Annotated in this window: 20 protein-coding genes and 1 pseudogene; 10 read left to right on the top strand and 11 right to left on the bottom strand. The window is 59.0% G+C overall.

Annotated elements, in window-relative coordinates:
• Positions 1–96 precede the first annotated feature (96 nt).
• The 4 genes from KGA96_RS09380 to KGA96_RS09365 all read left to right on the top strand — a co-directional run bounded on the left by KGA96_RS09380 (position 97) and on the right by KGA96_RS09365 (position 4,331).
• On the top strand, positions 97–747 hold the full coding sequence (locus KGA96_RS09380; protein WP_080925219.1) for a hypothetical protein: 651 nt from the start codon (positions 97–99) through the stop codon (positions 745–747).
• A 587-nt stretch (positions 748–1,334) separates the two neighbouring features.
• Complete coding sequence (locus tag KGA96_RS09375; protein ID WP_046037030.1) at positions 1,335–1,787, top strand: Ohr family peroxiredoxin; 453 nt, start codon at positions 1,335–1,337, stop codon at positions 1,785–1,787.
• A gap of 127 nt (positions 1,788–1,914) precedes the next feature.
• Positions 1,915–2,373: a MarR family winged helix-turn-helix transcriptional regulator gene (locus KGA96_RS09370; RefSeq protein ID WP_008051025.1), complete on the top strand. Its 459-nt coding sequence runs from the start codon at positions 1,915–1,917 to the stop codon at positions 2,371–2,373.
• 449 nt (positions 2,374–2,822) lie between these two features.
• Positions 2,823–4,331, top strand: coding sequence for a multiheme c-type cytochrome (locus KGA96_RS09365; protein WP_046037029.1), 1,509 nt, complete (start codon positions 2,823–2,825; stop codon positions 4,329–4,331).
• Between the two features lie 59 nt (positions 4,332–4,390).
• On the opposite strand, the gene KGA96_RS09360 is transcribed toward KGA96_RS09365, so the two are convergent.
• Entirely contained in the window at positions 4,391–5,416 is a 1,026-nt protein-coding gene (locus tag KGA96_RS09360) for an AraC family transcriptional regulator (RefSeq protein ID WP_223467037.1), read from the bottom strand.
• 108 nt (positions 5,417–5,524) lie between these two features.
• Here KGA96_RS09360 and KGA96_RS09355 point away from each other — a divergent pair, with 108 nt between their 5' ends.
• The gene (locus tag KGA96_RS09355; RefSeq protein WP_223512562.1) at positions 5,525–6,562 is read left to right on the top strand and encodes an alpha/beta fold hydrolase; all 1,038 of its coding nucleotides are present in this window, start codon (positions 5,525–5,527) and stop codon (positions 6,560–6,562) included.
• 62 nt (positions 6,563–6,624) lie between these two features.
• Here the strand turns inward: KGA96_RS09355 and KGA96_RS09350 are convergent, their stop codons facing one another.
• From KGA96_RS09350 to KGA96_RS09325, 5 genes and pseudogenes are all read right to left on the bottom strand, one after another.
• On the bottom strand, positions 6,625–7,104 hold the full coding sequence (locus KGA96_RS09350) for a 2,4'-dihydroxyacetophenone dioxygenase family protein (protein ID WP_223467046.1): 480 nt from the start codon (positions 7,102–7,104) through the stop codon (positions 6,625–6,627).
• 107 nt (positions 7,105–7,211) lie between these two features.
• Positions 7,212–8,084 carry a TauD/TfdA dioxygenase family protein gene (locus KGA96_RS09345; RefSeq protein WP_223467066.1) on the bottom strand — a complete coding sequence of 291 codons (873 nt, stop codon included), beginning with the start codon at positions 8,082–8,084 and terminating at the stop codon, positions 7,212–7,214.
• A 545-nt stretch (positions 8,085–8,629) separates the two neighbouring features.
• Positions 8,630–11,548 carry a multicopper oxidase domain-containing protein gene (locus KGA96_RS09335; protein ID WP_223512688.1) on the bottom strand — a complete coding sequence of 973 codons (2,919 nt, stop codon included), beginning with the start codon at positions 11,546–11,548 and terminating at the stop codon, positions 8,630–8,632.
• 454 nt (positions 11,549–12,002) lie between these two features.
• Positions 12,003–12,128 (bottom strand): annotated as a pseudogene (locus KGA96_RS09330) (LysR family transcriptional regulator); the annotation flags it as partial.
• Entirely contained in the window at positions 12,129–12,713 is a 585-nt protein-coding gene (locus tag KGA96_RS09325) for an isochorismatase family protein (protein ID WP_046037025.1), read from the bottom strand. It lies immediately after the preceding pseudogene.
• Between the two features lie 108 nt (positions 12,714–12,821).
• Here KGA96_RS09325 and KGA96_RS09320 point away from each other — a divergent pair, with 108 nt between their 5' ends.
• Together KGA96_RS09320 and KGA96_RS09315 are read left to right on the top strand one after the other, a co-directional pair.
• Positions 12,822–13,703: a LysR family transcriptional regulator gene (locus KGA96_RS09320; RefSeq protein WP_046037024.1), complete on the top strand. Its 882-nt coding sequence runs from the start codon at positions 12,822–12,824 to the stop codon at positions 13,701–13,703.
• Positions 13,704–14,074: 371 nt separating this feature from the next.
• A complete protein-coding gene (locus KGA96_RS09315) occupies positions 14,075–14,776 on the top strand; it encodes a response regulator (RefSeq protein WP_046037023.1) in 702 nt (233 codons plus the stop codon).
• On the opposite strand, the gene KGA96_RS09310 is transcribed toward KGA96_RS09315, so the two are convergent.
• Together KGA96_RS09310 and KGA96_RS09305 are read right to left on the bottom strand one after the other, a co-directional pair.
• On the bottom strand, positions 14,773–16,260 hold the full coding sequence (locus KGA96_RS09310; RefSeq protein WP_223512559.1) for an ATP-binding protein: 1,488 nt from the start codon (positions 16,258–16,260) through the stop codon (positions 14,773–14,775). The two genes, KGA96_RS09315 and KGA96_RS09310, sit on opposite strands and share 4 nt — an antisense overlap.
• 175 nt (positions 16,261–16,435) lie before the next feature.
• Complete coding sequence (locus tag KGA96_RS09305) at positions 16,436–17,353, bottom strand: LysR family transcriptional regulator (RefSeq protein WP_223467054.1); 918 nt, start codon at positions 17,351–17,353, stop codon at positions 16,436–16,438.
• A gap of 83 nt (positions 17,354–17,436) precedes the next feature.
• Here KGA96_RS09305 and KGA96_RS09300 point away from each other — a divergent pair, with 83 nt between their 5' ends.
• Positions 17,437–19,227, top strand: coding sequence for an acyl-CoA dehydrogenase C-terminal domain-containing protein (locus KGA96_RS09300; protein ID WP_223512556.1), 1,791 nt, complete (start codon positions 17,437–17,439; stop codon positions 19,225–19,227).
• Between the two features lie 68 nt (positions 19,228–19,295).
• On the opposite strand, the gene KGA96_RS09295 is transcribed toward KGA96_RS09300, so the two are convergent.
• The 3 genes from KGA96_RS09295 to KGA96_RS09285 all read right to left on the bottom strand — a co-directional run bounded on the left by KGA96_RS09295 (position 19,296) and on the right by KGA96_RS09285 (position 23,304).
• Entirely contained in the window at positions 19,296–20,561 is a 1,266-nt protein-coding gene (locus KGA96_RS09295) for an MFS transporter (protein ID WP_223467057.1), read from the bottom strand.
• 51 nt (positions 20,562–20,612) lie between these two features.
• Entirely contained in the window at positions 20,613–21,683 is a 1,071-nt protein-coding gene (locus KGA96_RS09290) for a sugar phosphate isomerase/epimerase family protein (RefSeq protein WP_223512554.1), read from the bottom strand.
• A gap of 112 nt (positions 21,684–21,795) precedes the next feature.
• Entirely contained in the window at positions 21,796–23,304 is a 1,509-nt protein-coding gene (locus KGA96_RS09285; RefSeq protein ID WP_046037015.1) for a PLP-dependent aminotransferase family protein, read from the bottom strand.
• A gap of 330 nt (positions 23,305–23,634) precedes the next feature.
• Between KGA96_RS09285 and KGA96_RS09280 the strand changes: the two genes are divergently transcribed.
• Both KGA96_RS09280 and KGA96_RS09275 read left to right on the top strand, forming a co-directional pair.
• On the top strand, positions 23,635–24,507 hold the full coding sequence (locus tag KGA96_RS09280; RefSeq protein WP_046037014.1) for a DNA/RNA non-specific endonuclease: 873 nt from the start codon (positions 23,635–23,637) through the stop codon (positions 24,505–24,507).
• Positions 24,508–24,706: 199 nt separating this feature from the next.
• On the top strand, positions 24,707–25,148 hold a 442-nt coding region (locus tag KGA96_RS09275; RefSeq protein WP_317850341.1), incomplete at its 3' end, for an Orn/Lys/Arg decarboxylase N-terminal domain-containing protein.

The following is a 25,148-nucleotide window of genomic DNA, read 5'->3' as shown; positions in this document are numbered from 1 at the left end:
TGACCTTGCAGGTGCGAATCAATAATCCGCATGCCTGGGGCATGGTCAATTTGCACTGCTGCTATAAGTGGAGATGTAGTCTTGGATATTAATACAATGATCGGCCTGATCGGCCAGAAAGAATCCATGGAGTTTTTGCGTTTAGGCGTTGTGTACGTTCATCTGTTGGCTTGCTGCGTAGCGATTGGCCTGGTGTTCGCCAGCGATGCCGCAATGGTCAAGGACTTACTGAAAGGTCGTGTGTCGTCGGGGCACGATAATGAACATATGGCCAGTCTTCAGAAGTCTGTTGCCAATGCGTTGATATTCTTGTGGGTCACCGGAGCTGCGATTATAGGCATTGATTACCTTGATAAAGGCATGACCTATTTTGCCAATCCGAAACTTCAAGCCAAAGTTATTATTGTATTGTTGCTGACGTTCAACGGCATGTTGTTGCACCGCTACGTATTGCCTGCAATGTTGAAGGCCAGTTCGTTGCTTGATCTTAAGGTCAATGTACGAATGTTTGCCCTGTTCTCTGGCGCACTGTCGGGCGTGTCCTGGTTGTATGCCGCCATGCTCGGTGTCGGTCGACCGCTGGCCTGGAAGTATTCGCTCACCGAGTTGCTGATGGCCTATCCGGTGTTGATCGTGCTCGGCTTTGCGATGATGGTGGCGCTGACCGAGTGGGCGCGTAAACGCAACGAAGCGACTCCGGTTCAAGAGTCTTCGTGGCTGTTTGCGGGTATTCCTGCGCTGCGCTGAGCTGACGAAATTCCGGGAAGAGGCGGGTGAAACCGTCTGAACCGCTCAAACATCAGACCCCCTCCTCGTGAGGGGTTTTTTGTGCGTGTGGATATCAGAGTTCAAAGAAAACCGGCTCGAATGGCCGGTTTTTTTCGTGTGAAATACGTCCATTTCATTTCAGCGCCAACGCGTTGATCGTCGCGCGTGAAAGCGATCCGAAGCGCTTAACCAACGGCCCAAACGCTGAGAAGCCCCTCATCCTTTCGACAAGGAGGAGGGCAGCGGGGTTGGTCTCGCGTCTACCGCTCATCGCCAAGGCATAAAATAGGCTTTGACATCATTGGGGCTTTGGTTGAGTATTAATGCATCGCATGCGATCTGATCGAAAGCGATAAAAAATAACGACAACCCTGACCGTTTGGAGATTCAGCCATGAACACCGGAAGCAGCCGCACAATGTTTATCTCGACCGCTCACGCTTCCCATGGCCAAAACGGCAACAACTGGATCATTGCACACGCCAATTGATGAACGTTGTCTTTTAATTATCACAAACGACGCATGCGATATAATCGCACGAAATATAAAGCCCTGAGGAAGTCCCCATGAGCAAGATCGAAAAAGTACTGGCCAGCGGCAAAACCCACACCACTCGAAACAGCGCAGGCAACACCTCGCGCGGCCATAACGGCAACCTCGACATCGTGCTGTCGTCCCCCGGCAGCGACACACCGGCACATGTGCTCACTGCCGTCCAGCCACACCCGAAAGCCGAGCAACTGTTCGCCGGAGCGTGGTCGGCCTGCTATATCGCAGCGGTGGGGCTGGCCGCCCAGCAGATGAAAGTGACACTGCCGACCGACACCGCCGTCGACATTGAAGTGGACTTGGGGCAGACCGGCGCGGCTTACTTCCTCCAGGCCCGACTGACCCTGCGAGTGCCGGGGCTTGACCAAGGGGTGGCGACTGAACTGGCCCACAACGCCGATTCCATCTGCCCTTACTCCAAGGCCACACGCGGCAACATTGATGTCGACATCAACGTCCTGACGGCATAACCCACTGCACGGCCGGCTCACCGGGGATCGTCCCGGTGAGCCGGCCGTCGGTGTTTATACGCACTACCGATACCATCGCGTACGACGTATAGTTTCAGCCTCGCCAGATTGAACCAAGAGAACGCCCATGAAAAACACCGACAAGACATCCGCCCTGGATCTCAAACTCTCCGAGTTCCTGTGTTTTGCGGTCTATTCCACCAACCTGGCCTTCGGCAAGGCCTACAAGCCGATGCTCGAACGGCTCGGCCTGACCTATACGCAATACATCACCCTGGTTGCGCTGTGGGAGGAAGACAACCAGACCGTTGGCAGCCTCGGCGAAAAGCTGTTTCTCGAATCCAATACCCTCACGCCGATCCTGAAGAAGCTGGAAGCGATGGGTTATCTGCTGCGCCAGCGCGACCCGGAAGACGAACGCCAGGTGCGGATCAGTCTCACCAAAGAGGGGCGAAAACTACGTGAAGGCCTCACCGAAGACGGCTTCCCGCAAACCGGACTTGACCCCGACGACTTCGTGCAGATGCAGAAGGCGATTGTGAAGTTACGGGGCAGTCTCATCCGGTCGACCAAGGACAGAGAGTAAGTCGTATCCAGTAAAGTGAGTGGCCCCGGATTTGCGAGGTGCACTGTGCGCAGAAACCCTTTGCGCAGGGTAATACGGCTATCGGATGTTGTGCGGCGGTTGTACCGCAGGACTGGCCATTGATCTGAATCCCCCCGATTTCGGCGTGAATTCCCCCCGCTAATGGGCGCGATTCCCCAGCAGGATTCGCGTCTCCATCAGCTCGGGAATTTCTAATTTCGAGCAATGTTTGCGGGGCGTTCAGGTGTGCCGACAAGTATTGTTACATCGATGGCAGGGTAATTGCTGAGCGAGGGTATCCCGTTCATGAAAGGTGTCGGGACGCCGTGGAGCTGTAAGTACCCCCCATTGAGTGATTGATGTAACCGTTGGGTTGCATCACGAAATACCCCTGGCTACTCAATGGAAGTGCCGCAGTCATCCTCTGCAACTGTCCAGGGGAAGTTGTTATGAAGCACTCCAAGCCAGCGCTGCACCCGTTTTCGGCCTTGATCATTCCATGGACGATGGTTTGCCTGCTCACGGTAACGCTGGTGGCGGCCGACGAACCTCAGGGCAATGACAATCAAAGTAACGATAAGTGGGTGGAGCCGGCACGCTCCAGGCTCATGCATGTGATTGGCGGGATGCCGTTCTTTCCCCATCGGGCCAACACCACCGGCAACCTGATCTTGAATGTGAAGGACTTTGACAATGCCCAGGTCTGTGGCGCTTGTCACACGGAGATCTACAAGCAGTGGCGCTCGTCGATGATGTCCCAGGCCTGGGATGAACCCATCTATCGGGCCTTGCTCAAGCGTGCGAGTTCAGCCACCGAGGGCAAGGTCGATAACTTCTGCACTGGCTGCCATACCCCGATCGGTCTCACGACCGGGCAGATCACTTCGCAAGTCAACCGCTCCTCGATTGAAGACAGTGCGAAGAACCATCCGATGCCCGGGGTCGATTGCGAGACCTGCCACAACATCAGTGCCCGCACGGGCCTCGACAACGGCGCCTATGTCCTGAGCCCGCGAGCACACGGCAAACCGACCAAGTTCGGCCCGCGCCGGGATGCCGTTTCGCCTTATCACGACACCGTGTATTCCGCTCTGCACACCCGCTCGGACTTTTGCGGCACCTGCCACAACGTCACGCACCCCTTCAGCAGCGTGGCGGTGGAGCGCACCTACGATGAATGGCAGGAGAGCACCTACAGCCTGAACAATGTGACTTGCCAGAGTTGCCACATGCCGGGGTTTGCGGGCAAGGCCGCGATCATGGGGCCTGACCGCGAGGAGGTCGCCTCGCATTGGTTCAGCGGGGCCAACGCGATGATGCTCAAGCATCTCGGTCAGGAGGAGGGCGCGCAACGCGCACGCGACATGCTCACGCGCGCCGGGGACATAAAGTTCGAGCAAGTGCCGACAGCCATGACGCCCGGGCAATACACCTCGGTAGCCGTCAAAGTGACCAACGTCGGCGCCGGGCACAAGCTGCCGACCGGCTTTCCAGAGGGTCGGGAGATGTGGATCGATTTTCGGGTGCAGGATGCCAGTGGTCGCGAGATCTATCGCCTGGGTTCGATCAAGGACGGCAAGACCGAGGTCAACACACGAAATTTCAAGGTGCACATAGGCGACAAGGACGGCAATCCGCTGGACGTCGAGGTCTGGAACGCCACGCAGATTCTCTCGGACAACCGCATTCTGCCCAAGGGCTACGATATCGGGGAGTTCTCCTTCCTGGTGCCGGCCGACGCCGTCGGGCCGCTGACCCTGACAGCCGATCTGAACTACTGGCCGTTTTCCCAGAAACTGGCCGACTACCTGCTCGGCAAGGATAAAGTGCAGGTGGAAATCACCCGGATGTCCAACGTCACGCAGAGCGTACCCCTGTCGACCGGATCCGAAACGGCGAAGCAGGCGGTACCCGCGAAGTTGAAACTCGACGACGCTAGCGCTTACTACAAAGAATGAACACGTCATTGCCATCGTCGAACAGGTAACGCGTCTCGGATTGGAGCATGGCAGGTGGGTTAATGCGCAGGTGTCGCCTTGCTCTCCCGGCAGGAGGCGGCCCAAGCCGAGGGTGTCTTGCCAAACTGGCTGCGGAACCAGCGTGAAAAGTCACCGGCCGAGGAAAAGCCAAGAAGTTCGGCCACCTCATACAGTCGGCGTTTGCTGTTGGCCAGATACTCTTCGGCGAGTTCAGCACGAACAGCATTGATGATCGTTGTGACACTCTCTCCCTCGGCCGCCAGGTGTCGGTTAAGGGTGCGTCGATGCATGCCAAGATGCTGGGCCACCCCATCGACAGAACACAGTCCGCCTGGCAGCAGCATCTTGACGATCTGGCGTACCCGCTGCGTCGGTTCGTCGCGCAGGTTAGCCAACTGCAGGTCCAGCGATCGCTTCACCTCACGATGCAACGCAGGGTCAGCCGCAGGGATTGGCATGTCCAGATCGCGGGCCCGACAAACGATGGCATTGAATTCCTGGGAAAACTCGATCGCTGTTCCCAACACGCGGTGGTGCACTTCAAGGCTGGAAGGACGTTCGTGGGTAAAACTGACCCTTACCGGGCGGAACGTATTGCCCGTGAGCACGCTCAAGGTCCGCAATCCAATGCCCGTCGACTGTTCGATGGCCTGGCGCCAGACACCGTGACCACCCTGCATATTCACACCCACATGCAGCAGCACCAGGTCGCCTGCATCTTCAAGTCGCAACTCCACTCCGGCGTTATGCAACCGCATGTAGCGCGCGCAGGATTGCAAGGCGGCGCGAAGTGTCGGTTCTTCGCGGATGAGCAGCGCGAGCATGCCGAAGTTGGACAGTTGCCGCGTTTGCGCGAGCAACAATCCGAAGGATTCTTGCCCGGACAGGCGGGCTGACTCCTCCAGCAGCCAACCCACCGAATCGATGCTGATCATGATGTTCGGATCGTCGAGGACACTGGCCGGCAACCTGGCCAGCCGCAGCATGCGAAATGGATCGAGCCCCACTGAGCGGGCAACCTGCTCATAGGCGGTAAGGCTGGCACTTCGCGTCAGGGTATACATGCGTCCCCGTGTCCCAATTTCACAAGATTGTGTCCTGAGGAGCTTAGTGCATGACAGCCTCCCAGGGCTACCTTCAAGTCGACAACTACAAAACGACGGAGGTAGATAATGGATACGCACACTGCAATGCGCGTCGGTCAGCCGCTCGCTGCAATGGAGCAGGTGGATGCCGACGACCCTGATGCATTCAACCACCGCTTTGCCGAACTCAACGGCATACACATGCATTACATCGACGAGGGACAGGGCCCGCTCGTCATCCTGCTGCACGGATTTCCTTACCTTTGGTACATGTGGCGGCGCCAGATCGTGGCGTTGGCCGAGGCCGGTTATCGGGTGGTGGTCCCCGATCAACGGGGTTTTGGCCAAACCGATCGACCCGATGCCATTGAAGCCTATGACATGAGTCAGGCCGTCGGCGACATGGTGGGCTTGATGGCGAGTCTGGGCGAAACATCCGCGGTGATTATCGGGCACGATCTGGGCGCCTGGGTGGCCCAGGCGGCGGCCATGTTGCGACCGGATCTGTTCCGTGGCCTGGTGATGCTCAATACGCCGGTGCCTCCGCGCGGCAAGGTCAAGCCGACCACAGGTTTGCAGGCAATGGCAAAGGGCAGGGTGTATCACCACCTGTATTTCCAGCAGCTCGACAAGCCGGACCGCGAGTTGGCCAGCGATCCGCGCAAGACTTTGCGCAGCGTCTTCTACTCGATTTCCGGCAGCGCTGTCGGCGCTGAACGCTGGCGATTGTTCGTCGAGCCTGGTGAGCCGATTCTCAACGCCTTCACTGAACCGAAGGGCGAGTTCCCGTCGTGGTTGAGCGTACGGGCGCTCGACTACTACGTCGCTGAATACACGCGCACAGGGTTTACCGGTGCCCTGAACTACTACCGCTGTCGCGACCGGAACTGGGAGATCACCGCGTTTCTCGACGGTGCGGTGGTACGCCAGCCGAGCCTGTTCATTGGTGGTGCCGCCGACCCGTCACTGGAGCCGGTCGAAATCCGCGCGCTCTACGAACAACTCGACACCTATCTACCCGGGTTACAGAAGAAGGTACTGCTACCCGGCGTGGGTCATAGCGCCGCGGAAGAAAGCGCCGATCATGTCAATGAACTGCTCCTGACGTTTCTCGAGCAGTTCTGACGATGGGGGCGCGCTTGAGTGCTCGCCCCCCCATTCGCTCCTTTCGCAGCAATGACTGTTACTCAGTTGAATGCCGTCAGGTCTTTCGGTGCGATGTCATGCTGCTCGCAATAAGCAAGATAGCGATGCAATCCAGACTTCCAGTTTTCGAGCGCGACGATGTTGTCGTTGCCGTCCAGGAACGCGAGATCGCCCGTCACATGAACCAGCGTGAGCACGTATCCGTCAGTGCTACCCGTGCTGACGACTTCAGGCGTGTGAGCCGATGCCGCCGTCTCGTAGACGATGCTGCCGGGGCCGGCGACCCAGTCATGCTCCTTGTATTTCCACTGGCCTTCGATCGTGTAGACCATGACAGTCCCCGTGTGATGGTGCCTGGGCAGTTGCATGTCCAGTGGCGCCTTCATCATGACGATCCATTCACCACGGATCGGGTCGAGCTTGAAGTACTTCAGCAGGACGTTTTGCGCATAGGGCGTAAAGGGTACCCACGGCAGCGATTGACCATCGATGACGGCGGTGTCGACGTGTTCGTAGAGCATGTCTATCTCCATTGATGCGGTTCAGATCGAGTATTCATCGGCAGCCAGGGCCACCCGACAATCGCTGATGGTCGGGTGCTCTGGTGGATCTGGGGAGACTGTTCGAATCAGCTGAGCGCGGTACCTGCGAGGGTGGCGCGCAGCATCTTTCTTGGCGCATTGCCGTAGTCGGCCACGGCGTAGTGCTGGACTTGCAGGTTGTCCCACATGGCAATCGTGTTGGTTCGCCACTTCAGGCGTACCTGGTACTCCGGAATTGCGGCCTGAGAGGTCAGGTAGTTCATCAGGTGATGAGCCTCCGGCATGAAGTCCTGGCCGTAGCGGATGTCCTCGAAGTTGAAGAAGTTCGAGAAATGGGTGGTGAACGCGGAGTTGACGAACAGCACCTTTTCGCCGGTTTCGGGATGAACAAGCACCACAGGATGTTCAGCGGCGGGATTCTTCGCGGCCATGGCGTGACGCTGTTCACGGGGCAACTGGGCGCCAAAGGTCTGGTCAGCACTGTGCTTTGCGTACAGACCTTCGATCCTTTGCTTGATGCTTTCGGGCAGGTTCGCGTAAGCCATCACCATGTTGGACCACAGGGTATCGCCGCCGGATTCAGGACCCTGTTCGCAGCGCAATATCGCTCCCCGAGGCGGTGCCTGCTTGAAGGTGACATCGGTGTGCCAGAGGTTTTCGCGGCTGGCCTTTTCGACAAAGCTCTTGGGCTTGCCCGGGTCAAGGTTGCGGTACAGCATCAGCAGTTTGTCCGCCTCCGGATGGCTCGGCGCCAGGGGATGACCTTCCAGTTCGCCGAATTGCGCGGCGAAGTGCTGTTGCTCCAGGGGGGTGATGTCCTGGTCGCGGAAGAACAGCACTTTGTGCTTCAACCACAGTGCCCGGATTTGCGCGATCAGTTCGGGGTCCTGGGCCGCATCGGCCAGGTTGATGTTGCTGAGTTCGGCACCGATGGCGGGGGAGCAAATCTGCACCTTGATCGAATGCTGGCGCACTGACGACCGGATAATGGCAGGTGCCGAGGGGGTGAGGGGTGTAGGAGTGTCTTGGGTTGCGGCGACTTTTGTCATTGTTGTCTCCAGTCCGTGCTTGTACGGCGGTGCGCAATATGTGCATCCGGTTATAGGTAACCGACCCTGCCGATTGGGCAGAGAGGCCGGTCCTATAGTAGGTATCGCGGGCGCGTTGCCATGGGCGCAGCGGGACAGTTTCTTCGCATATTGGGACGTCGCCGTTGCCTTCAACCGGGTCGCCCGGATCGACGTTTTCACTGATCCTGTGATGAATGCTGGCGAGAATCGCTGCCGCTGCCCTCAAGTGGGTAGGCGCGGCAACGGACGGGCCCGCACCTTCGGGAGGGAAGGGTGCAACTGGTGACGGATCAAGCGCGGGAGCGAATTCATGGCTCCAGATATTCCCACGCTTGAATGTTCATTAAGTCAGCATTTGTGAACCTTTGGTTATTGCTTGAATAAACAACTGCGGCAGTTCACTGACGACATAATCAGCCGTTTGATAGACGATGCTAGCCTTTGCCTCCGCTGACACGGCCACTGCCACTACCTCCGCTGCTGCTGCCGCTGCCGCTGCTGCTGCCGCTGCTGCTGCCGCTACTGCTGCCGCTGCTGCTGCCGCTACTGCTGCCGCTGCTGCTGCCGCTACTGCTGCCGCTGCCGCTGCCACTACCACTGCTATCTTCCTGGTCATTGTTGACCCCGGCCTGTGGCCCGACGCCATCTCCCGTACGGAATGTCGGTAACGCAACCGAGGCCACGAATTTCACGCCGTCCCAGCTAGGCAAGGGTGTGGGCATCAATTGGAACTGGCCCGGGTGCTCAGAGTCCCAGCGCAGCAGCATCGACGTGTCCTCATGCTGTGTGTTGTGGCAGTGCTCCATGTAGGTACCGGCAAACTCACGGATGTGTATGGCCATTTCGACATCGTCGAGGCTGTCGGAATCGCGGCCTACACGGTAGATATCCTTGCGCGCGCCTTTTTCCCATTCTGGCGGCGGTTTGCCACCTCGAGTGAGAATGACCCCTTCCTCGAAGTGCACATGCACCGGGTGAGTCCAGCCATTGCCGCCGTTCTGGATCTTCCAGATTTCCAGCGTGCCTTCACCCTTGAACCCTGCCGGTGTCGGGCCAGTGGCCAGTTGTGGCGCGGCTGAAATCCGGCGCGGGTCCATGCCGAAGCCTCTGCCGCCATCGGTCTTGATCGTCCAGGGCTTGAAGTCCGTGCCGTTGGAGCGGCCAAAGATAAAGGTGCGGTGCCGCGCCTGGGCAAGCCGGGCGATATCGGCAGGGTCATCACGATGCAAGGGCAAGGGGATCATGAACCTGCCCTCGGGCTTGCCAGGCTTGGCGGGCTCGAAGTCGACCGGATTCATGCTGACATCCTGGCCGGTGTAAGGCTGGACGTTGAGTTGCAGGAACAGGCCCACGCCCGGGTCACCGTTGACCCACTGTGGCCCGTTGCTGGTTTGCCTGACAACGGGCAGGTACTTCTCGGAGAGTACATCCGCCAATGGAATGTCACGTTTTGGACGCTTGCCGTCTTCATGCTCCTCAATGTTGACGAAGAAAATCTTGTCGCCCGGGTTGATGCCGTTTTTCGCGAAGTCGACGACGATGTCATAGCGTTCGGCAACGCCCAGCATCGGCAGAATGGCATTGTTGTCCTGTGTGTCGCCGTCGCCATCGAGGTCCAGGCTGCCATCGAACGGCACCGCGTGCTCCATGATATTGCCGTCGTTGGCAATCATGTGGAACGGCACCCGGTTATAGGAAATCCCGGAGTTGTTCGGGCCAGGAAACTCGCCACCATTACCATTGACCTGACGCACCAGCGCCAGCTTGAAGTAGCGAGAAACCGATCCGTCGAGAATGCGCAAACGGTAGCGGCGGGCACGTACGTCCAGGAAGGGTTTGTACTCCCAGTTGGTCAGCACCTGGTCACCGAGAAAACCGTCGGTGTTGAAGGGGTTGAACCACAACTGGCCGGCCTGGTCCCAGGCCTTGTCGGCGATCGTCAGGTTGACGTCATAGTCACGGTTACCCCAGCCCAACGCCGAACCGCTGGCCACGCGCAGGTTGACCCCGTCGTCGACCGACTCGTTGCCACGGTCCACGGCGCTGTAGTAGTTCATCATCGTCGCATTGCCCTTGTAGACATTCTGCGCGGTGAAATCGAGCATGTGGTCGTGGAACCAGTGGGTGCTCATGGTTTCGCGCCAGTCGCCACGGATCTTGATGGTGCCGTTGTTGCAGGTCTTGAAGCCGGGGCTGGCGTCGTTGACGAACAGGATTTCACCGGGGTCGCAGGGGAATGCCGCACGCGGATCCTCAGCGCTGGTATTGATGGTGTCGTAACCGGCCAACTGGATCGGCCAGCGATAGTCGTAGTACTGGCCCGGGAAGAAGAACGCGTTGGTAAAGCCGTCGCTTTCGGCGGGCGAGTGGCCGTTGTGTTCGTGGGTGGTGAGGGTGTGCAGGCCAAAGCCCCGGTTGGCCGATGGGTCAATGGGCAAGGCATCGTAATGACGCATCAGCATCGCTTGGCCATAGCGTACTAGAAGCAGTTTGGGCGGAAAGGTGCCATCGAATGTCCACAACGCATTATGGTCCTGGACAGGAAAGTTTTCGTGAAACTGCACTTGAATGCCCTTGGTCGTGCCCTCGTTGGCCGGGTTGCCGTTGGTGTTGTGATAGAGCCCGCCTGGCGCAAATTCCCCCACGGCGTAGTTATGCCGTTGCATACGATCACGGAAGCCGCTGTTGACGTGCGCGCCTGCTTGCACCGTCTTGAAGGCGTCGCGCGGGAAAAACTCATTGAAACGCTGGTGCGACCAGCCTTTTCCCGGCGGCCGGCCCTCTGCGGGCGAATCGACTCGGCGATTGAGGAAATCCTCGATCTGCGCCTTCCAGGGATTGCGGTCCAGTACATTGGAGAACTCTGTCGGGAAGGGCGTCAATGCCGGCTGCCTGAGAAAAGCGTCCAGCGCATCCGGCGACGGGCCGCTACGCGCCACCTTCAATGGATCTTGCGCCGGTGCGGGGCCCACCGTCGGAACCGGAAATGGAACAGGTGATGGCGGGTCGGTCGCATCCAGTTTGTTCGAGCCGAATTCCTCGAACAGTTCAAGCTTCTGTGTGAACGGTTGAACCCCGAACACCGGGCTGGGATTACCGTTAGTGGGGATATTGAAGCTGGTTTGCTGATCGGGTGGTAGCACATTGTCGACCAAGGGGGTCTTGCGGTTACCGGTCACACCATTGGGTAAGTCGAAGGCGCCGACGTTTGCGGGAGGCAGCTTGAGCAAGTCCCGCGATGCGGCATCGGGGTCGGCGGGCGGGTTGGTGAACGCCGATGGGTCGGTAGGAGGCGGTGGATCGGTGTTGTCGAGGGGGACTGCCTGGGTCTGGGACAAGCCCAGCCCCAACATGATCACGGCAGCAGAGATGCTCAGCGCCAGTCTGGTTTTGGACAATGCACTAGGTTTCGACCTTCCGGTATCTAGTTTCATCGCAAACACCTCTGACGGGTTCCTCGGAGCGTGGCAATGCATGGGCATCGAGCCACTGCCTCCAGCCCGGCTGGCGAAATGTCTGATGTCGAGCCGGGATGGGAGTGATGCATGTTTCCCGCCAAAAGTGACAGCAAGTGACTAATGGCTCTACGCCTCGCTCCCTTGCCTGCCGGCTTTAAACTGGCGTATGGGCAGCCAGGGTGAAGGCCCCCGATGGCGGGGAATATCCCCCAATACAGGGTGCGATTGTGCGGGGTGTCCGGGCCAAAAGAAGTGGCCGCTTTCTGAATGTATCGATGGCCGAATGCTGTCATTCACCCCGGCTTCATCGCTGCCCGCGGTTGGCCGAAGTGACTGCGGGCCAGGCTGTTCAGTCGTGCAGGCCTGCCGTTTCATCCAGGTGGTCAATGTGCCTGAAACGCTCAACCAGGAAATCGATCAGGCTGCGCACACGGGCTGACAGATGTAACTGTTGCGGGTACACCGCGTAAACGTCTTAACCTTGAAGCGCTTCCATCAGCACTTGTACCAACTGCCCACCTTCTGGAGTCGCCCAGCTGCCAGCCAGTTCGGCAATCAGTTGGTTGGTGGTGGTCAATGTCACGCCGCCCTTGTCCATCCGGCGCAGGGCGATGTCATCGGCCATGACGCTGGGTGAACCACCGCCATCAGCGACTACCTGAACTTCGAAGCCGTCACGTACCAGGCTAAGGGCCGGGTAAACGGTGCAGACGTCATTGGTGACACCGGCAATGATCAGTTTTTTGCGCCCGGTAGCCTTGACGGCGGCGGCGAAGTTTTCATCGTCCATGGCATTGACGATACCCAGGCGTTTGACTCGCGAAGCGAACTCGGCAGGCAGGATCTGCTCCAGTTCACTGAGTAGCGGGCCTTGTGCGTACTCCTCCATGCTGGAGGTCAGCACCACCAGCAGTTTCAGGATACTGGCCGCTTTGGCGAGCATCAGGGCATTGCGTTTCAACTCTTGGAACGGAATGGATTTGACCCAGCCCATTGTCCCCACCTGGTGATCGATCAACAGCAGGGCGGCATTGTCTGCACTGAATTTTTCGTAGCTCATGATGACTCTCCTGACAGCAAGTTAGGTGATGTGTTTATGATTGATCAATTCGAATTCGGGATAAATCCGCGAAAAAAGAAATGACTAATCCACTAATGGGATAATGCCGTGGAATATCTCAACGATATGGCGCTGTTTGTCGAGGTGGTAAAGGCGCGCAGTTTCAGTCGTGCGGCAGAAACCCTGGGGATCCCCAACTCGACCCTGTCCCGGCGTATAAGCGAGCTGGAGAAAGGCATCGGCTTGCGGCTGTTGCACCGCACCACACGCAAGATCGAACCGACCGAGGCTGGCCAGTTGTACTTTGAGCGCTGCAAACGGATCGTCGATGAAGCCCGTTTGGCGCACGAACAGTTGGGGGAGATGCTGGCCCGGCCAAGCGGGTTGCTCCGGGCTTCGTTGCCGGTGGACTTCGCCACTGTCTACCTGGCGCCATTGATCGCGGAGTTTGCCCGGCTTTATCCCGGTATCAGTTTTGAGTTCGATCTGAGCCCGCGCCAGGTGGATCTGATCAGTGATCCGGTGGACGTGGTGATCCGAATGGGAGAACCGCCGAACTCAAATCTGATTGCCCGCAAACTCGCCAGCTTGCGGCGCGGCCTGTATGCCTCGCCCAAGTATCTGGAAATGTCCGGTGCCCCGCAGCAGCCTCTGGATTTGAGCCGCCACGAGTGTTTGCGATTGCGCGGTCCAGGTGCAGACCGCTGGACGTTGTCCGGCGACGCAGGGCGCGTGGAGGTCGATGTGGGCGGACGATTCGAACTCAACAGCGTCGGTATGCTCAGACGCCTGGCATCACTGGACCTGGGTATCGTTTTGCTGCCTGAAGGCATCGCTGAACAAGACTTGATCAATGGAAAGCTGCTCAAGGTCTTGCCTGAATGGCACGCCACTGCGGTTTCAGTGTATGCGCTGACCGAGACGCGTCTGTTGCCGGCGAAAACCCAGCGGTTCATCGAGTTTTTGCGCGATCAACTTGAAGGGGCATAAAGGGGCGGATCTATTATTGGCTCCTCGAGGATTAGCGGAACGTCCGCGCCACCGGTTTTGTAAAACAGTGGCGATCCAGGGCTGTGCCTGAGGGCAGAAGAGCGACTGTTGGTCGGATGAAAGGCAGATCCGGGCTTTATCAAGCCCTTTGTTTGTTTATCTGTTTAATAACCTTTTAAAACAAATAGTTGAACTCTAAAGATAAAGTGTTTTGTAAGGTTAATTGCTGGATGAAGATCCGGTTTCATCCGACCTAAGTCTGACTTTCGAACGCCTGGCACCTGGGACATACGATTGGTGAGCGGCGTGACCCCCGGTTCCCTGCTATTAATCAATTAATGTTCGAGTGCTTATCCTTTCGGGAGCGGGTCATGAGTCCATCCATTCGCATCGGCATAGCCGACGATCATCCGATGTTGCGTGAGGGCGTTGCCAATACGTTGAGGAAACGGGCGGATCTTCAAGTCGTGGAGCAGGGCGCCAATGCGCAGGATGCCAGGGATATTGCCCAGAGGGTGCGCCCGGACGTGATGCTGATGGACGTCAATATGCCGGGGGATGTTTTTGCCGCGGTACGGTTCATTTCCTCTGAACTGTCGGATGTGAAGGTGCTGATGCTGACGGTTTCGGAATCCGAAGATGACGCCCTTCTGGCACTGGATGCCGGCGCGCGCGGGTATGTGTTGAAAGGCGTCAGCGGACCGGAACTGATCCTGGCAATCAGGGCGGTTGCCAAGGGTGAGACCTATATCACCCCCGAGTTTGCAGACAAACTGCTGAGTAACAGCAAGAAGCACGAAGCGCAAACACCCAATTTTGATCTGACCCACCGCGAGGAGGAGGTCATTCGAGAAGTTTCAAAGGGACTGACCAACAGGGAAGTCGCGACAAGGCTGTTGATCAGCGAAAAAACCGTCAAGCACCACATGGGCTGCGTGATGCACAAACTGCACGCCCGAAATCGCGTCGAAGCGGTCACGGCTCTACGGCGTCATTGGGAGCGCGAAGCCGTCGGGCGCCTTCACAACGGCGAAGGGAAAACACAAATGGATGCCCGCAGCGGCTCTGACTAGAGTTTGAACTGTGCATTGACCGACGTACCCGAGGCGCTGGAGTCGATGCTGAACAACCCGCCCAGGGATTCAACGCGATAACGCAAGCCGGCGAGCCCCAATCGGGTTCTGCCGGATGTCTCGAGCAGCATGGCGTCCTCCGTCATGCCCGGACCACCGTCCCTGACGCTGATGTTCAGTACCTCATCAACGTATTGCGCCCGGATGACCTGACCCTCGCCGTTGGCATGACGGTAAGCGTTGTTGAGGGTTTCTTGCACAAAACGGTACAAACAGAGTTTGAGCGGCAGTGGCGCGGCCTCCGGTAGCTGATCCATGGTTAATGTGACCCTGGTGCCAGTGCGTTGCTCGTGCCGTTGCGCGACCAGTTGCAACTCTTCCTCCAGGCTCAAGTCGTTGATTTCCGGAAGTGCCAGGCCTCGTGATAAATCGCGGACCTCACTCAATGCGTCGGTGGCGGCGCCACGAATGGTTTCCAGAGACTCCTGATCGACAGTGGAGCAGTTTTCGGCCAGGTCGTCGAGGCGGATCAGAATCAAGGTCAACAACTGCGCAGGCCCATCGTGCAGGTCTGCACCAATGCGCCGCAAGGTGAGTTCGTTGACCCGGGAAAACTCCTGGGTAGCCGTCGCCATCTTGTGCTGGAGTTCGGCATTGCTGATGTGCAAGCGGGTTTGCTCCTGCAGCCGCAAGCGCAATGCCACTTGCTGTCGCTGGATAATCTTGTCACTGCGTCGCACGATGAAGAAGAGCAGCGTCAGCATCGCCAGTGTCGCGGTGCCTACGTCCACCCATACCTGCTGCCGGACGCGATTGATCTCGCGCTTGAGGCTGTCGGCCTTTTCATAAAATTCGCCCACCGCGATGATCTCTCCGGTACGTGAGTCCCGCAGGGGCGCGTAGATCTCATAGAGCGGCATGTTGAGCTTGCGCTCGAACTCGTTTTCATCCTCGTCCAGGTCTTTGAGGTCGGTAACCACATTGCCCTTGAGTGCCTCGGTGATCTCATCGAGTGGGAATTTTCGGTCGGTGATGGCTTTGTTCGTACCGTAGATCACCGTGCCATCCGCTCGCCAGATCTTGATCGAGACAATGTGCTGTTTGAGCGAACGGTTTTCCGCGAGACGGTCCAGGGACTGGACACTTGCAGCCGAGAGGGCGTTGTCGCGGCTCATCTCCTGCACATAGGGCTCCAGAAACGTATCCATGTACTGGGCGGCTGCTTCTGCTGCGCTATGTACGGCGGCGTTTTCTATCCGTTCGCTCACCAGATTGCCGACGAAGAACATGGTCAGCCCCAGGATCACCGCGGCGGCAATGACAAACTGGGTCGAGTGGCTCAGGTTGCGCGCCTGGCCCCCGATGCGTGTGCGCCAGATGCCATTGCCAGCCACACCGGGAACAGGGGCTGGCTCGCCCGGGGCCTCAGTTTCCGGCGGGGTAAACGTCTGGTTTTTTGATTCGACTCTTGCATCTTTTTCCATCGGCCTGGTTCCGTGATCATCGTGATAAGTCGGTTGGAAACCCTGCAACTCAACGGATATCTGGAGATTGCCTGTGGGCGCCACGCCCATGACTGACAGTAGTTCACTGCATAGCGATCCGACAGTTTCACGGGTGTACCAGACACCACCGATGATCAGCCAGACCATCGTCCGTTCAAGTCGGCCGCACTGCCAGGATTTGCTCTATCAGCCACGCCAGCGCCGGCTCATGTTGGCGTTGCGCCAGATACACCAGTTCGAGGTGGAACGAGCCGACGTCGAACGGCAATTCGAACACCTGCAGCGGTAACAGCTGCGCGAATTGATTGGCCAACTGGGTCGGCAGGACGACGCTCAAGTCTGAATGGGCGACCAGGTGCGCCGCCTGCAGGTAGTTGGGTGTGGTGTAGACGATTTTCCTCGACAGGCCTTGCTTGCCCAGCCATTGATCGACCATGCCGCGCGACTGGCCGCCACTCACCCAGAGATGGCGCAGCCCCAGGAAGTCATCCAGTGTGAGTGTGTGATGTGCCAGCGGATGCTGTTTGCGCACCGCCAGTCGCAGGGTTTCGCTGTGCCAGGCCCGGCGGGTGAAACGCGCCGGCACTTCTTCGAAGCGTCCCAGAACCATGTCCAGTTCACCCCGGTCCAGCAGCTCGGCAGGAAGGCTGGGGGCGAGGTGAGCAACGTCGATTCGCAGGTTTGGCGCCAGTTCTCCCAGGCGCGCCAACAAGGGCGGCATGCACAGCTGTTCGACAAAGTCGGTCAGGGCGATGCGCACCTGCTGTTGGCTCAGGCGTGGGTCGAAGGTTTCCCCGGCATTGAGTGTCTGTTCGATCTGTTGCAAGGCCGCGCGAATCGGCCCCTCCAGCGCCAGCGCCCGGGAAGTGGGCTGCATGTGACGGCCAACCCGCACCAGCAAGGGATCGTCGAACAGTGAGCGCAGGCGGGCGAGGGCATTGCTGACGGTGGGCTGGCTGAGGGCCAGGCGCTCGGCCGCTCGCGACACGTTCTGTTCGCGCAGCAACATATCGAGCACCCGGAGCAAATTCAGATCGAAGCTTTTTAAATTCAAATTACAAATACCAGGCATATGAAAATGAAATTTCAAAAATAGTAGGCGCCTGCTTAGGGTGACGGCAATCTTTTCCACTCTGCCAACCCACGAGGCCTGCCATGAAGTATCAAGCTCCCCTGCGCGACATGCGATTTGTGCTGCACGAACTGTTCGATGTCAGCGGGCATTGTGAGCGGTTGAACAACGGCCTGGACCGGGAAACCATCGACGGCGTCCTCGAAGAAGCCGCCCGCTTCGCCGGCGAAGTGGTCGCACCGCTGAACCGCAACAGTGACGAGCAGGGTTGTCAGCTGATCGACGGCCATGTCACCACGCCCCAGGGATTTCGCGACGCCTACCGGCAGTACGTCGATAACGGCTGGGCCAGCATGACCGGGCCGCAGGAGTTCGCCGGCCAGGGTTTCCCGCAGCTGGTTTCGGCCAGCTTTCACGAGATGCTGATGGCCGCCTCATTGTCCTTTCGCATTTATTCCGGCCTCACCGAAGGCGCGGTGCTCGCTCTGCATCGTCATGGCAGCGAGTCGCTCAAACAGGCTTATCTGGAAAAAATGGTCAGTGGTGAATGGTCCGGCACCATGTGCCTCACCGAGCCCCAGGCCGGTACCGACCTTGCCCTGCTGCGCACCCGCGCCCAGCCTCAAGCCGATGGCAGTTATCAGGTCAGCGGCAGCAAGATCTTCATCAGCGGCGGCGAACAGGACCTGACCGCCAACATCATTCACCTGGTCCTTGCCCGTTTGCCGGATGCTCCGGCTGGGGTGAAGGGCATCAGTCTGTTCCTGGTGCCCAAGTTCATTGCCGCGGCCGATGGAACACCGGGGCCGCGCAATTCGCTGAGCTGTGGCGCACTGGAACACAAGATGGGCATCAAGGGTGCTTCCACCTGTGTGATGAACTTCGACGGCGCACAAGGCTGGTTGATCGGTGAAGCGAATCAGGGGCTGGCGTGCATGTTCACCATGATGAACGATGCACGCTTCCAGGTTGGCCTGCAGGGACTGGGCATCGCCGAGGCCGCCTTCCAGGGTGGCCTCGCTTATGCCCGCGAGCGTCTGCAATCGCGGGCCATCAGCGGTCCGGTGGCGCCGGACAAGAGTGCCGACCCGATCATCGTGCACCCCGATGTCCGGCGCATGCTGCTGACGCAAAAAACCTTGAGCGAAGGCTGCCGCTTGCTCGCGGCCTACACCGCCCTGCAACTGGACCTCGAACACGGCGACCCGCAACCTGAGGCTCGCCAGAAGGCGAGTCGTCGGGCGGCGCTGCTGATTCCGATCGTCAAGGCCTTCTTCACCGACGTCGGCCAGGAAGTCGCCAGCCTGGGCGTTCAGTTGTACGGTGGCCACGGTTACATCCGCGAGTGGGGCATGGAGCAGCTGATGCGCGACAGCCGCATCACCCAGCTATACGAGGGTACCAACGGTATCCAGGCGCTGGATCTGCTTCGGCGCAAGGTGCTGGGCGATGGCGCCACCGAGTTGGGTGCCTTGATCGATGAACTGGCCGTGCATGTCGATGCGGCCGGCTCGCAAACAGCGCTGAGGGAAATGGCCGAGGCAATGCAGCAGCGTCTCGCCGAGTGGCGTGAACTGGGTAACGAAGTGGTCGAGGCGTGTCGGCGTGATGTGCAGGAAATCGGCGCCATGTCGGTGGACTTCCTGGCGTACAGCGCTTACGTGCTGGTGGGCGGGCTGTGGTTGCAGGCGGCTGTGCGTGCCCAAGCCGCACTGGATGCAGGCACCGACGAACCTGGGTTCTACCGGGCCAAGCTGCAAGCGGCGGATTTTTACTGGCGCCGGGTGCTGCCCCGTGCCAGTGGCCACCGCGAAAGCCTGCGAGGCGGAGCCCATTGCCTGATGGCCATGGACGAGGCCGATTTCGCCTTTTGATGGCGGCACCGTGCGGCGGTAACCGAGGGGATTCGGTTACCGCCGCAGCGTATACACCCGGCCTATGTTCAGGCTTGCGCGGCGCTGACCTTGCCAGTGATCGTGGCATTCTTGCGGACCGCTTGATACAGCAGGCTGGACACCATGAACCCGACAATGGCCAATACGCTCATCAACGAGAACACGTAGTTGTAGCCCTGTTGACCCGGGAAGTGGTCAAGGATTGCGCCATAGATCACGTAGGCGAACATGCCCGGCGCATAGCCGATCAGGCAACCGATGCCGAAGGCTGAACCGGTGATGTGCTGGGGAATGCCGACTTCACCCATGGGGGCCCAGAACACGCCGCGCATGGAAAAGACAATCAGCGCGAAGGAGAGGGTGGCCGCCATGCCTGCGTAGATGTAATCCGGGCTTTTCGGGATGAGCATGATGGCGCCCATCAGCGGCAGCAACGCCAGGAATGCCCACTTCAGATAGCGGCTGGAACTCTTGAACTGTTTGTCGGCAATGAAGCCACCGGCAGGGCCGCCCAGGATTTTGAGGAAGTACTGGTTGATGATGCCGTAGGCGCCTACCAGGGCCACGGGCAGTTCGTACATTTCCTTGAGGTAGGGAATGAAATAGGTCAGGCCGCAGTAGACGATGTAGACCATGAACACGTTGAGGCTGACCAGCCAGATGCCCGGCACCTTGATGGCTTCGAGCAGGTTGGACAACCCGTTCTTCGGCTTGACGGTCGACTGGGTTTTGCCGCTCTTGAGCAGCAGCCAGGTCAGGGTGCCGGCAAGAATGTCGATGACCGAGTAGAAGAAGATCGCCGATTTCAGGCCGTTTTCACCGGAGCCCATGGCGACGAAGACGCCCAGCGCAGAGAAGGCGACCAGGGTATCGATGACGCCACGCCCACCTTCGAGCAAGCCGAACAGGCGCCCCTGTTCTTTGTCGTCACCCAGGTTGCGGATGGCTTTGAGCAGCGAAGGCCAAAAGAGGCAGTCGGCACACACGGCCAGCAGGCAGAACACAACCAGCAGATTGCTGAAGGGCGGAAAGGTCGCAAGGTAGAGCCCGAGGCCGCCGGTACCGATCAGGCCGAGGGGGATCAGCTTGCGCGTGTCGTACCGGTCGGCGAGCATGCCGCCCACCACGAACAGCGCGGTGGCGATGATGGCGTTGGCGCTCAGCAGCACGCCGATTTCAGTGTGGGACAGCCCCATGAACTCTTGCATGGGGATATAGAAGGCGTCTTTGAGATTCGCCAGCTTGTAGATGGTGCCGCCACCGAGGATGAGAATCAGGAATCTGAGCCATTTGGCCTTGTCGTGGGATGTCATTATTGTTCTCCAGGCTTGATTGGGTAGGCAGTGCCGATGGGCACGTCAGGTTCAGGCGTTAGCGCAATGGGCCAGGGTCAACTCGGCCAGGGTGCGGAACTCGGCCAGCAGACCGCGTACGTAGGCGACCTGGTTGTTTGCCCAGCGGTGCTCATCGGCCAGCATTCGCTCCAGCGAAAAGCCTTCCGGCAGCGCTGTTTCACTCATTTCCCGGTATGCAATGAACGGGTCGGCGGCTTCGTCGACCTGGCGGAACGCCGGGGCGACGTAGTGGTTTTCCTGCTCGAGAATGAAGGCGATCACTTGCGGGGTTGATTGGCCGAGCATCAGCAGTTCGAACAACATGCGTGCGCTGGGCAGGTCGTCTTCGTCACTGCCTTGCAGCACGCCGTAATGCCCGAAGCCGTTTGGCTCAGGCACGATGCGCACACCCTTGAGGTGGGTCTGGCGTATGTGCGGGGCCAGGGCGCGCAGTGCCGCCAGGGGCTGTTCGCAGGCATTGATCATGTTGCCGAAATCGAACAGGGCGTGCAGGCGAGGGTGGTTCAGCCGGCTCAGCAATTGCGCGATCTCGCCACTCTTGAGTTCTTCATGCTGCTCGAAGTCGAAGAACAGGTCGTGCTCGTCTGCCTGTTGCGCGAGGTAGTGCAGGTCTGACTCGATCACGTCCATGACCTGGGACAGCGCCCCTTCGTAGCGTGAGTAGACACGGATGTTGCGGGTGCCCAGCGCCCTGGCTATGGCGATCACTTGATCGACATCCTTTTTCAGGGTGCTGCTGATTTCCAGATGCACATCGAGCCCCAAGGCATTGGCCTTGGCAGCGAACGCCTGAAGCTGCGCGGCTGTCATTTGGCTCAGGCTGTTTTCCTCACCGTCGAGCAAGTGCAGGCTCAGGCCCTGCAGTTCGTGGCGATAGGCGAAGTCCAGCAGGTCGCCAGGGGTGACACGGCCGTGGGTCAGGTTGGTCAGCAAGGGGTAGGCATGGGCAAACAGGCGCAGTTGCGCCAGTCGGTCGAGCAACTGGCGGGCCAATGCCTCGGTCAGTAGGGGGGGAGCCTCGGCCTCGACAGCCTTATGGCTGAGCAGGGCGTTGAATCGTTCCTGGATCTTATTGTTCATTCGAGTCGTTCCTGGTTCAGACACCGGGTCTACCGGCGCAGCCTTTATCGCGCCAGTCAGGAACTCTCGATAGATCCATTATCAGTTAAATCATAAGACCACTTGCCTTGCGTCAAGTGGCCGGCTGCAGATAGCCCATCTTGTCCAGCGCCTGGGCCAGCGCTTCGACGCGCGCTTCGGCCTGGTCCTCAGGGGTGCTGGCAAAGCCGATCAACAGCGCCGGCGGCAACACATGTTCGACGCAGTAGTCGCTTAGGGGATAGGTATGAATGCCATGCTGGCCGAGTTCTCTGGCCAGGGCGTCGTCATCGAGATGCGCGGGTAGCCAGGCGATCAGGTGCATGCCGGCTTCCACCGGCGTGATCCTGAAGAAAGTCCCCAGCCGTTTCTGCAGGTGTTCGACCAGTGCCTGCTGGCGAGCCTGGTACAGGGCGCGCATTCGACGAATATGGCCGAGAAAGTGGCCCTCGCGCATGAAGTCCGCCGTGACGGCCTGCAGCAGTGTGGGCGGGCTGCGATCCATGACGGCCCGCAGGGTGCAGAAGGGTTCGATCAAGGCGTTCGGCAGTATCACGTAACCCAGTCGTAGCGAGGGGAAGAGCACTTTGCTGAAGGTGCCGGCGTAGATGACCCGGGCCCATTGGTCCATGGCATAGAGTGCCGGCAGGGGGCGGCCGTTGTAGCGAAACTCACTGTCGCAGTCGTCCTCGATGATCCAGCTTTGATTCTGGGCGGCCCAGTCGATGAGTTCCTGGCGTCGCCCATAACTCATGGTGACGCCCAGGGGGTGCTGGCGGGAAGGTGTGGTAAACACCAGGCGGGCGTCAGGACACAGGGTCAGGCCTTGCTGGACATCGATCCCCTGTTCGTCGATACGCAACGGCACGACCTGACCACCTTGGGCCTGGAGCGCAATGCGTGCCGCGATATGCCCCGGATCCTCCATCCAGAAACTGTCCTGCGGATTGAGCAGCAGCATGCCCAGCAGGTTGAAGGCTTGCTGGGCGCCGGACACGATGACCACCTGCTCGGCACTGCAATCAATGCCACGGGCATCGAAGACGTACTCGGCAATCGCCTCGCGCAGGGCCAGCAATCCCTGTAGTTCGCCATAGCCGAGCATGGCCTTGGTCGGCTTGTGCAGGTGACGGTTCAACAGGCGCTTCCAGACCGATTGCGGGAACGCATCGTAGGCGCTGTGACTGGGCAGGAACGAGGTCGGGCTCCCGGTCGCCCAGTCGGCATAGGAAACACCGCGGAAATGATCGCTGCGCAACGACAGCATGGACTGGCTCAGGTCGGACAGGCGAGGGGGCTGGCGCTTGTGCTCATCGTCATCGATACCGCGGCTTTCCCACTCATGGCCGACATAGGTTCCGGCCCCGGTCCGCGACGTCAGAAAACCTTCGGCAATCAGTTGATCGAACGCATTGAGAATGCTGATTCGCGACAGCTGCAGTTCCTTGCTCAGGGTCCGGGTGGACGGCAGGCGCACGCCTCCCTGAATTCTGCCACTGAGAATCTGTTTGCGAATCTGCAAGTAGAGTTGGCGGTACAAGGGGATGGAACTGGCACGGTCCAGCTCGATACCTGACAACAGCAAACCTGCGGAGGATTTCATTTTTGGTTCGTCTGGATGAAGTGTCGTTTGGCCTGAACGGCCGTCAGGCACCAGGGTGCGAAAGGGTATCGAGCGGTGCTGGATAAGTCATCCACCACAGCGTCACAATAATATGGCTGCTGAGTACGGCATTGCACTAACCGATCTTGTCGTGGTCCATACACCCCGCACGACCCTCAGCGGTCGAACCGACCGGCCCCGCATCGGTAACTTGATCAAGGACAGCGAAAGCATGATCGCCGCCACATAACAGGCAACGCCCCCCACCCGGTTCCGTGAATCGGGCCTCGCCGTACGTTTACCCCTCAATCCCATTCGAAGATTTAACCCATGTACCTACGCAAAATTGCAGTTGGGCTGTCGGCCCTTGTTTTGCTCTCGACCGGGGCACAAGCCCGTAGTCTGCTGGACCTCCTCAAGCCGCCCACCGCGCAACATGAACAAGCGTCCCGCTCGGGCTCGATCAGCCAGAACGCGGCCCTGGACCTTTATTCAAGCAAACAGAAACAGGCATCGTTTGACGGCTGCGCAGACCTGTTCCCGACAGCGAAACCGATCAACACGGCCACAGTACCAGCCTCCATGAAACCCCTGGCGCTGTGTTCCGACAACTTCGCGGTGCTGTACTCGCAAACCAGCAAGACCCCGCTGGTGGTGGTCGAACGCCTGAACGCGGCCCAGTTGCAGGATGCCAAAGGGGAGGAGCGCACCAACCAGTTCTACCCGGACCCACGCATTCCCAAGAGTGGGCGCGCCGAGTTGAGCGACTACCGCAGCCAGCACCCGGCCGTGGACCGTGGCCACCAATCCCCGGCAGCCGATGCCCCGAACCCCAATGCGATGGCCCAATCCTTTGCGCTGTCGAACATGGTGCCGCAAGACCCGACCAACAACCGCAAGATCTGGAGCAAGGTCGAGTCTGATGTCCGCAAGTTTGCCAAGCGCGCCGATGGCAACGTGTTTGTCTTTACCGGTCCGCTCTTTGACCCGGGCCACTCCACCATCGGCGACAACCAGGTCTGGGTGCCGACTCGCCTGTTCAAGCTGGTGTACGACGCGTCGTCCCAACGTGCCTGGGCCTACGTGCTGCCTAACGCAGAAACCCGGATCGAGAAGCCGATGGACTATGAGACGTTCGTGAAGAGCACCGGGCTCAAGCTGCTCGGGAACCTGCCCGTGACAGGTTCCGTCGGGCGCAGCTGATGGCTGGATGAGCAGCACCCCAAAGGTTGGAGGCAACCGATGGGGTGTTTCATTCACCGATAAAATTTCGACAAGGGGTAACAGATTGTAAAAATGAACTATACCCAATAGGGCAATCGCTCCGGACTCCGGGACATGATGCCACTGAAGGTGCTCGTCCCAGGAACTTCAACGTCAAGCAGACCGAGAGACTCTGGATATGAACGCTTTGAAAATCGCTGCCAGCGATGCGGTCCGGGAGTGTTTTCGTAATACCCGCGAAATCGTCCGATTCGATCAGACGGACTTTACCGATGTCGCTGTCGCCGTGCTCTGCGTTGATGACTTGGCCGCCGGAGTGCTGGATGCCATCAAGCGCACCGGCTTCGATATCCCGATCTTCCTGGTGGCCTCTCAGGGCCGCAGCAATCGCTCCCTGGCGATCTACAAGCAACTGCAGGATGTCATCTTGCAGGTCAATGGTGTCTTCGACTTATCCAGCAATAATGCTGAGTACCATGGCAACCAACTGGAAACCGCCGCCAAGGCCTATGAAGCAAGCCTGCTGCCGCCGTTCTTCGACGCGCTCAAACATTACACCGAGGCGGCCAACGCCACCTTTGCCTGCCCCGGTCACCAGGGCGGCCAGTTCTTTCGCAAGC

Origin of the sequence: Pseudomonas sp. GL-R-26, from assembly GCF_019947365.1 — a bacterium.
Taxonomy (GTDB): domain Bacteria; phylum Pseudomonadota; class Gammaproteobacteria; order Pseudomonadales; family Pseudomonadaceae; genus Aquipseudomonas.
Note: the sequence above shows the minus strand (reverse complement) of the source record. Positions and strands in the feature narration are given on the sequence as shown.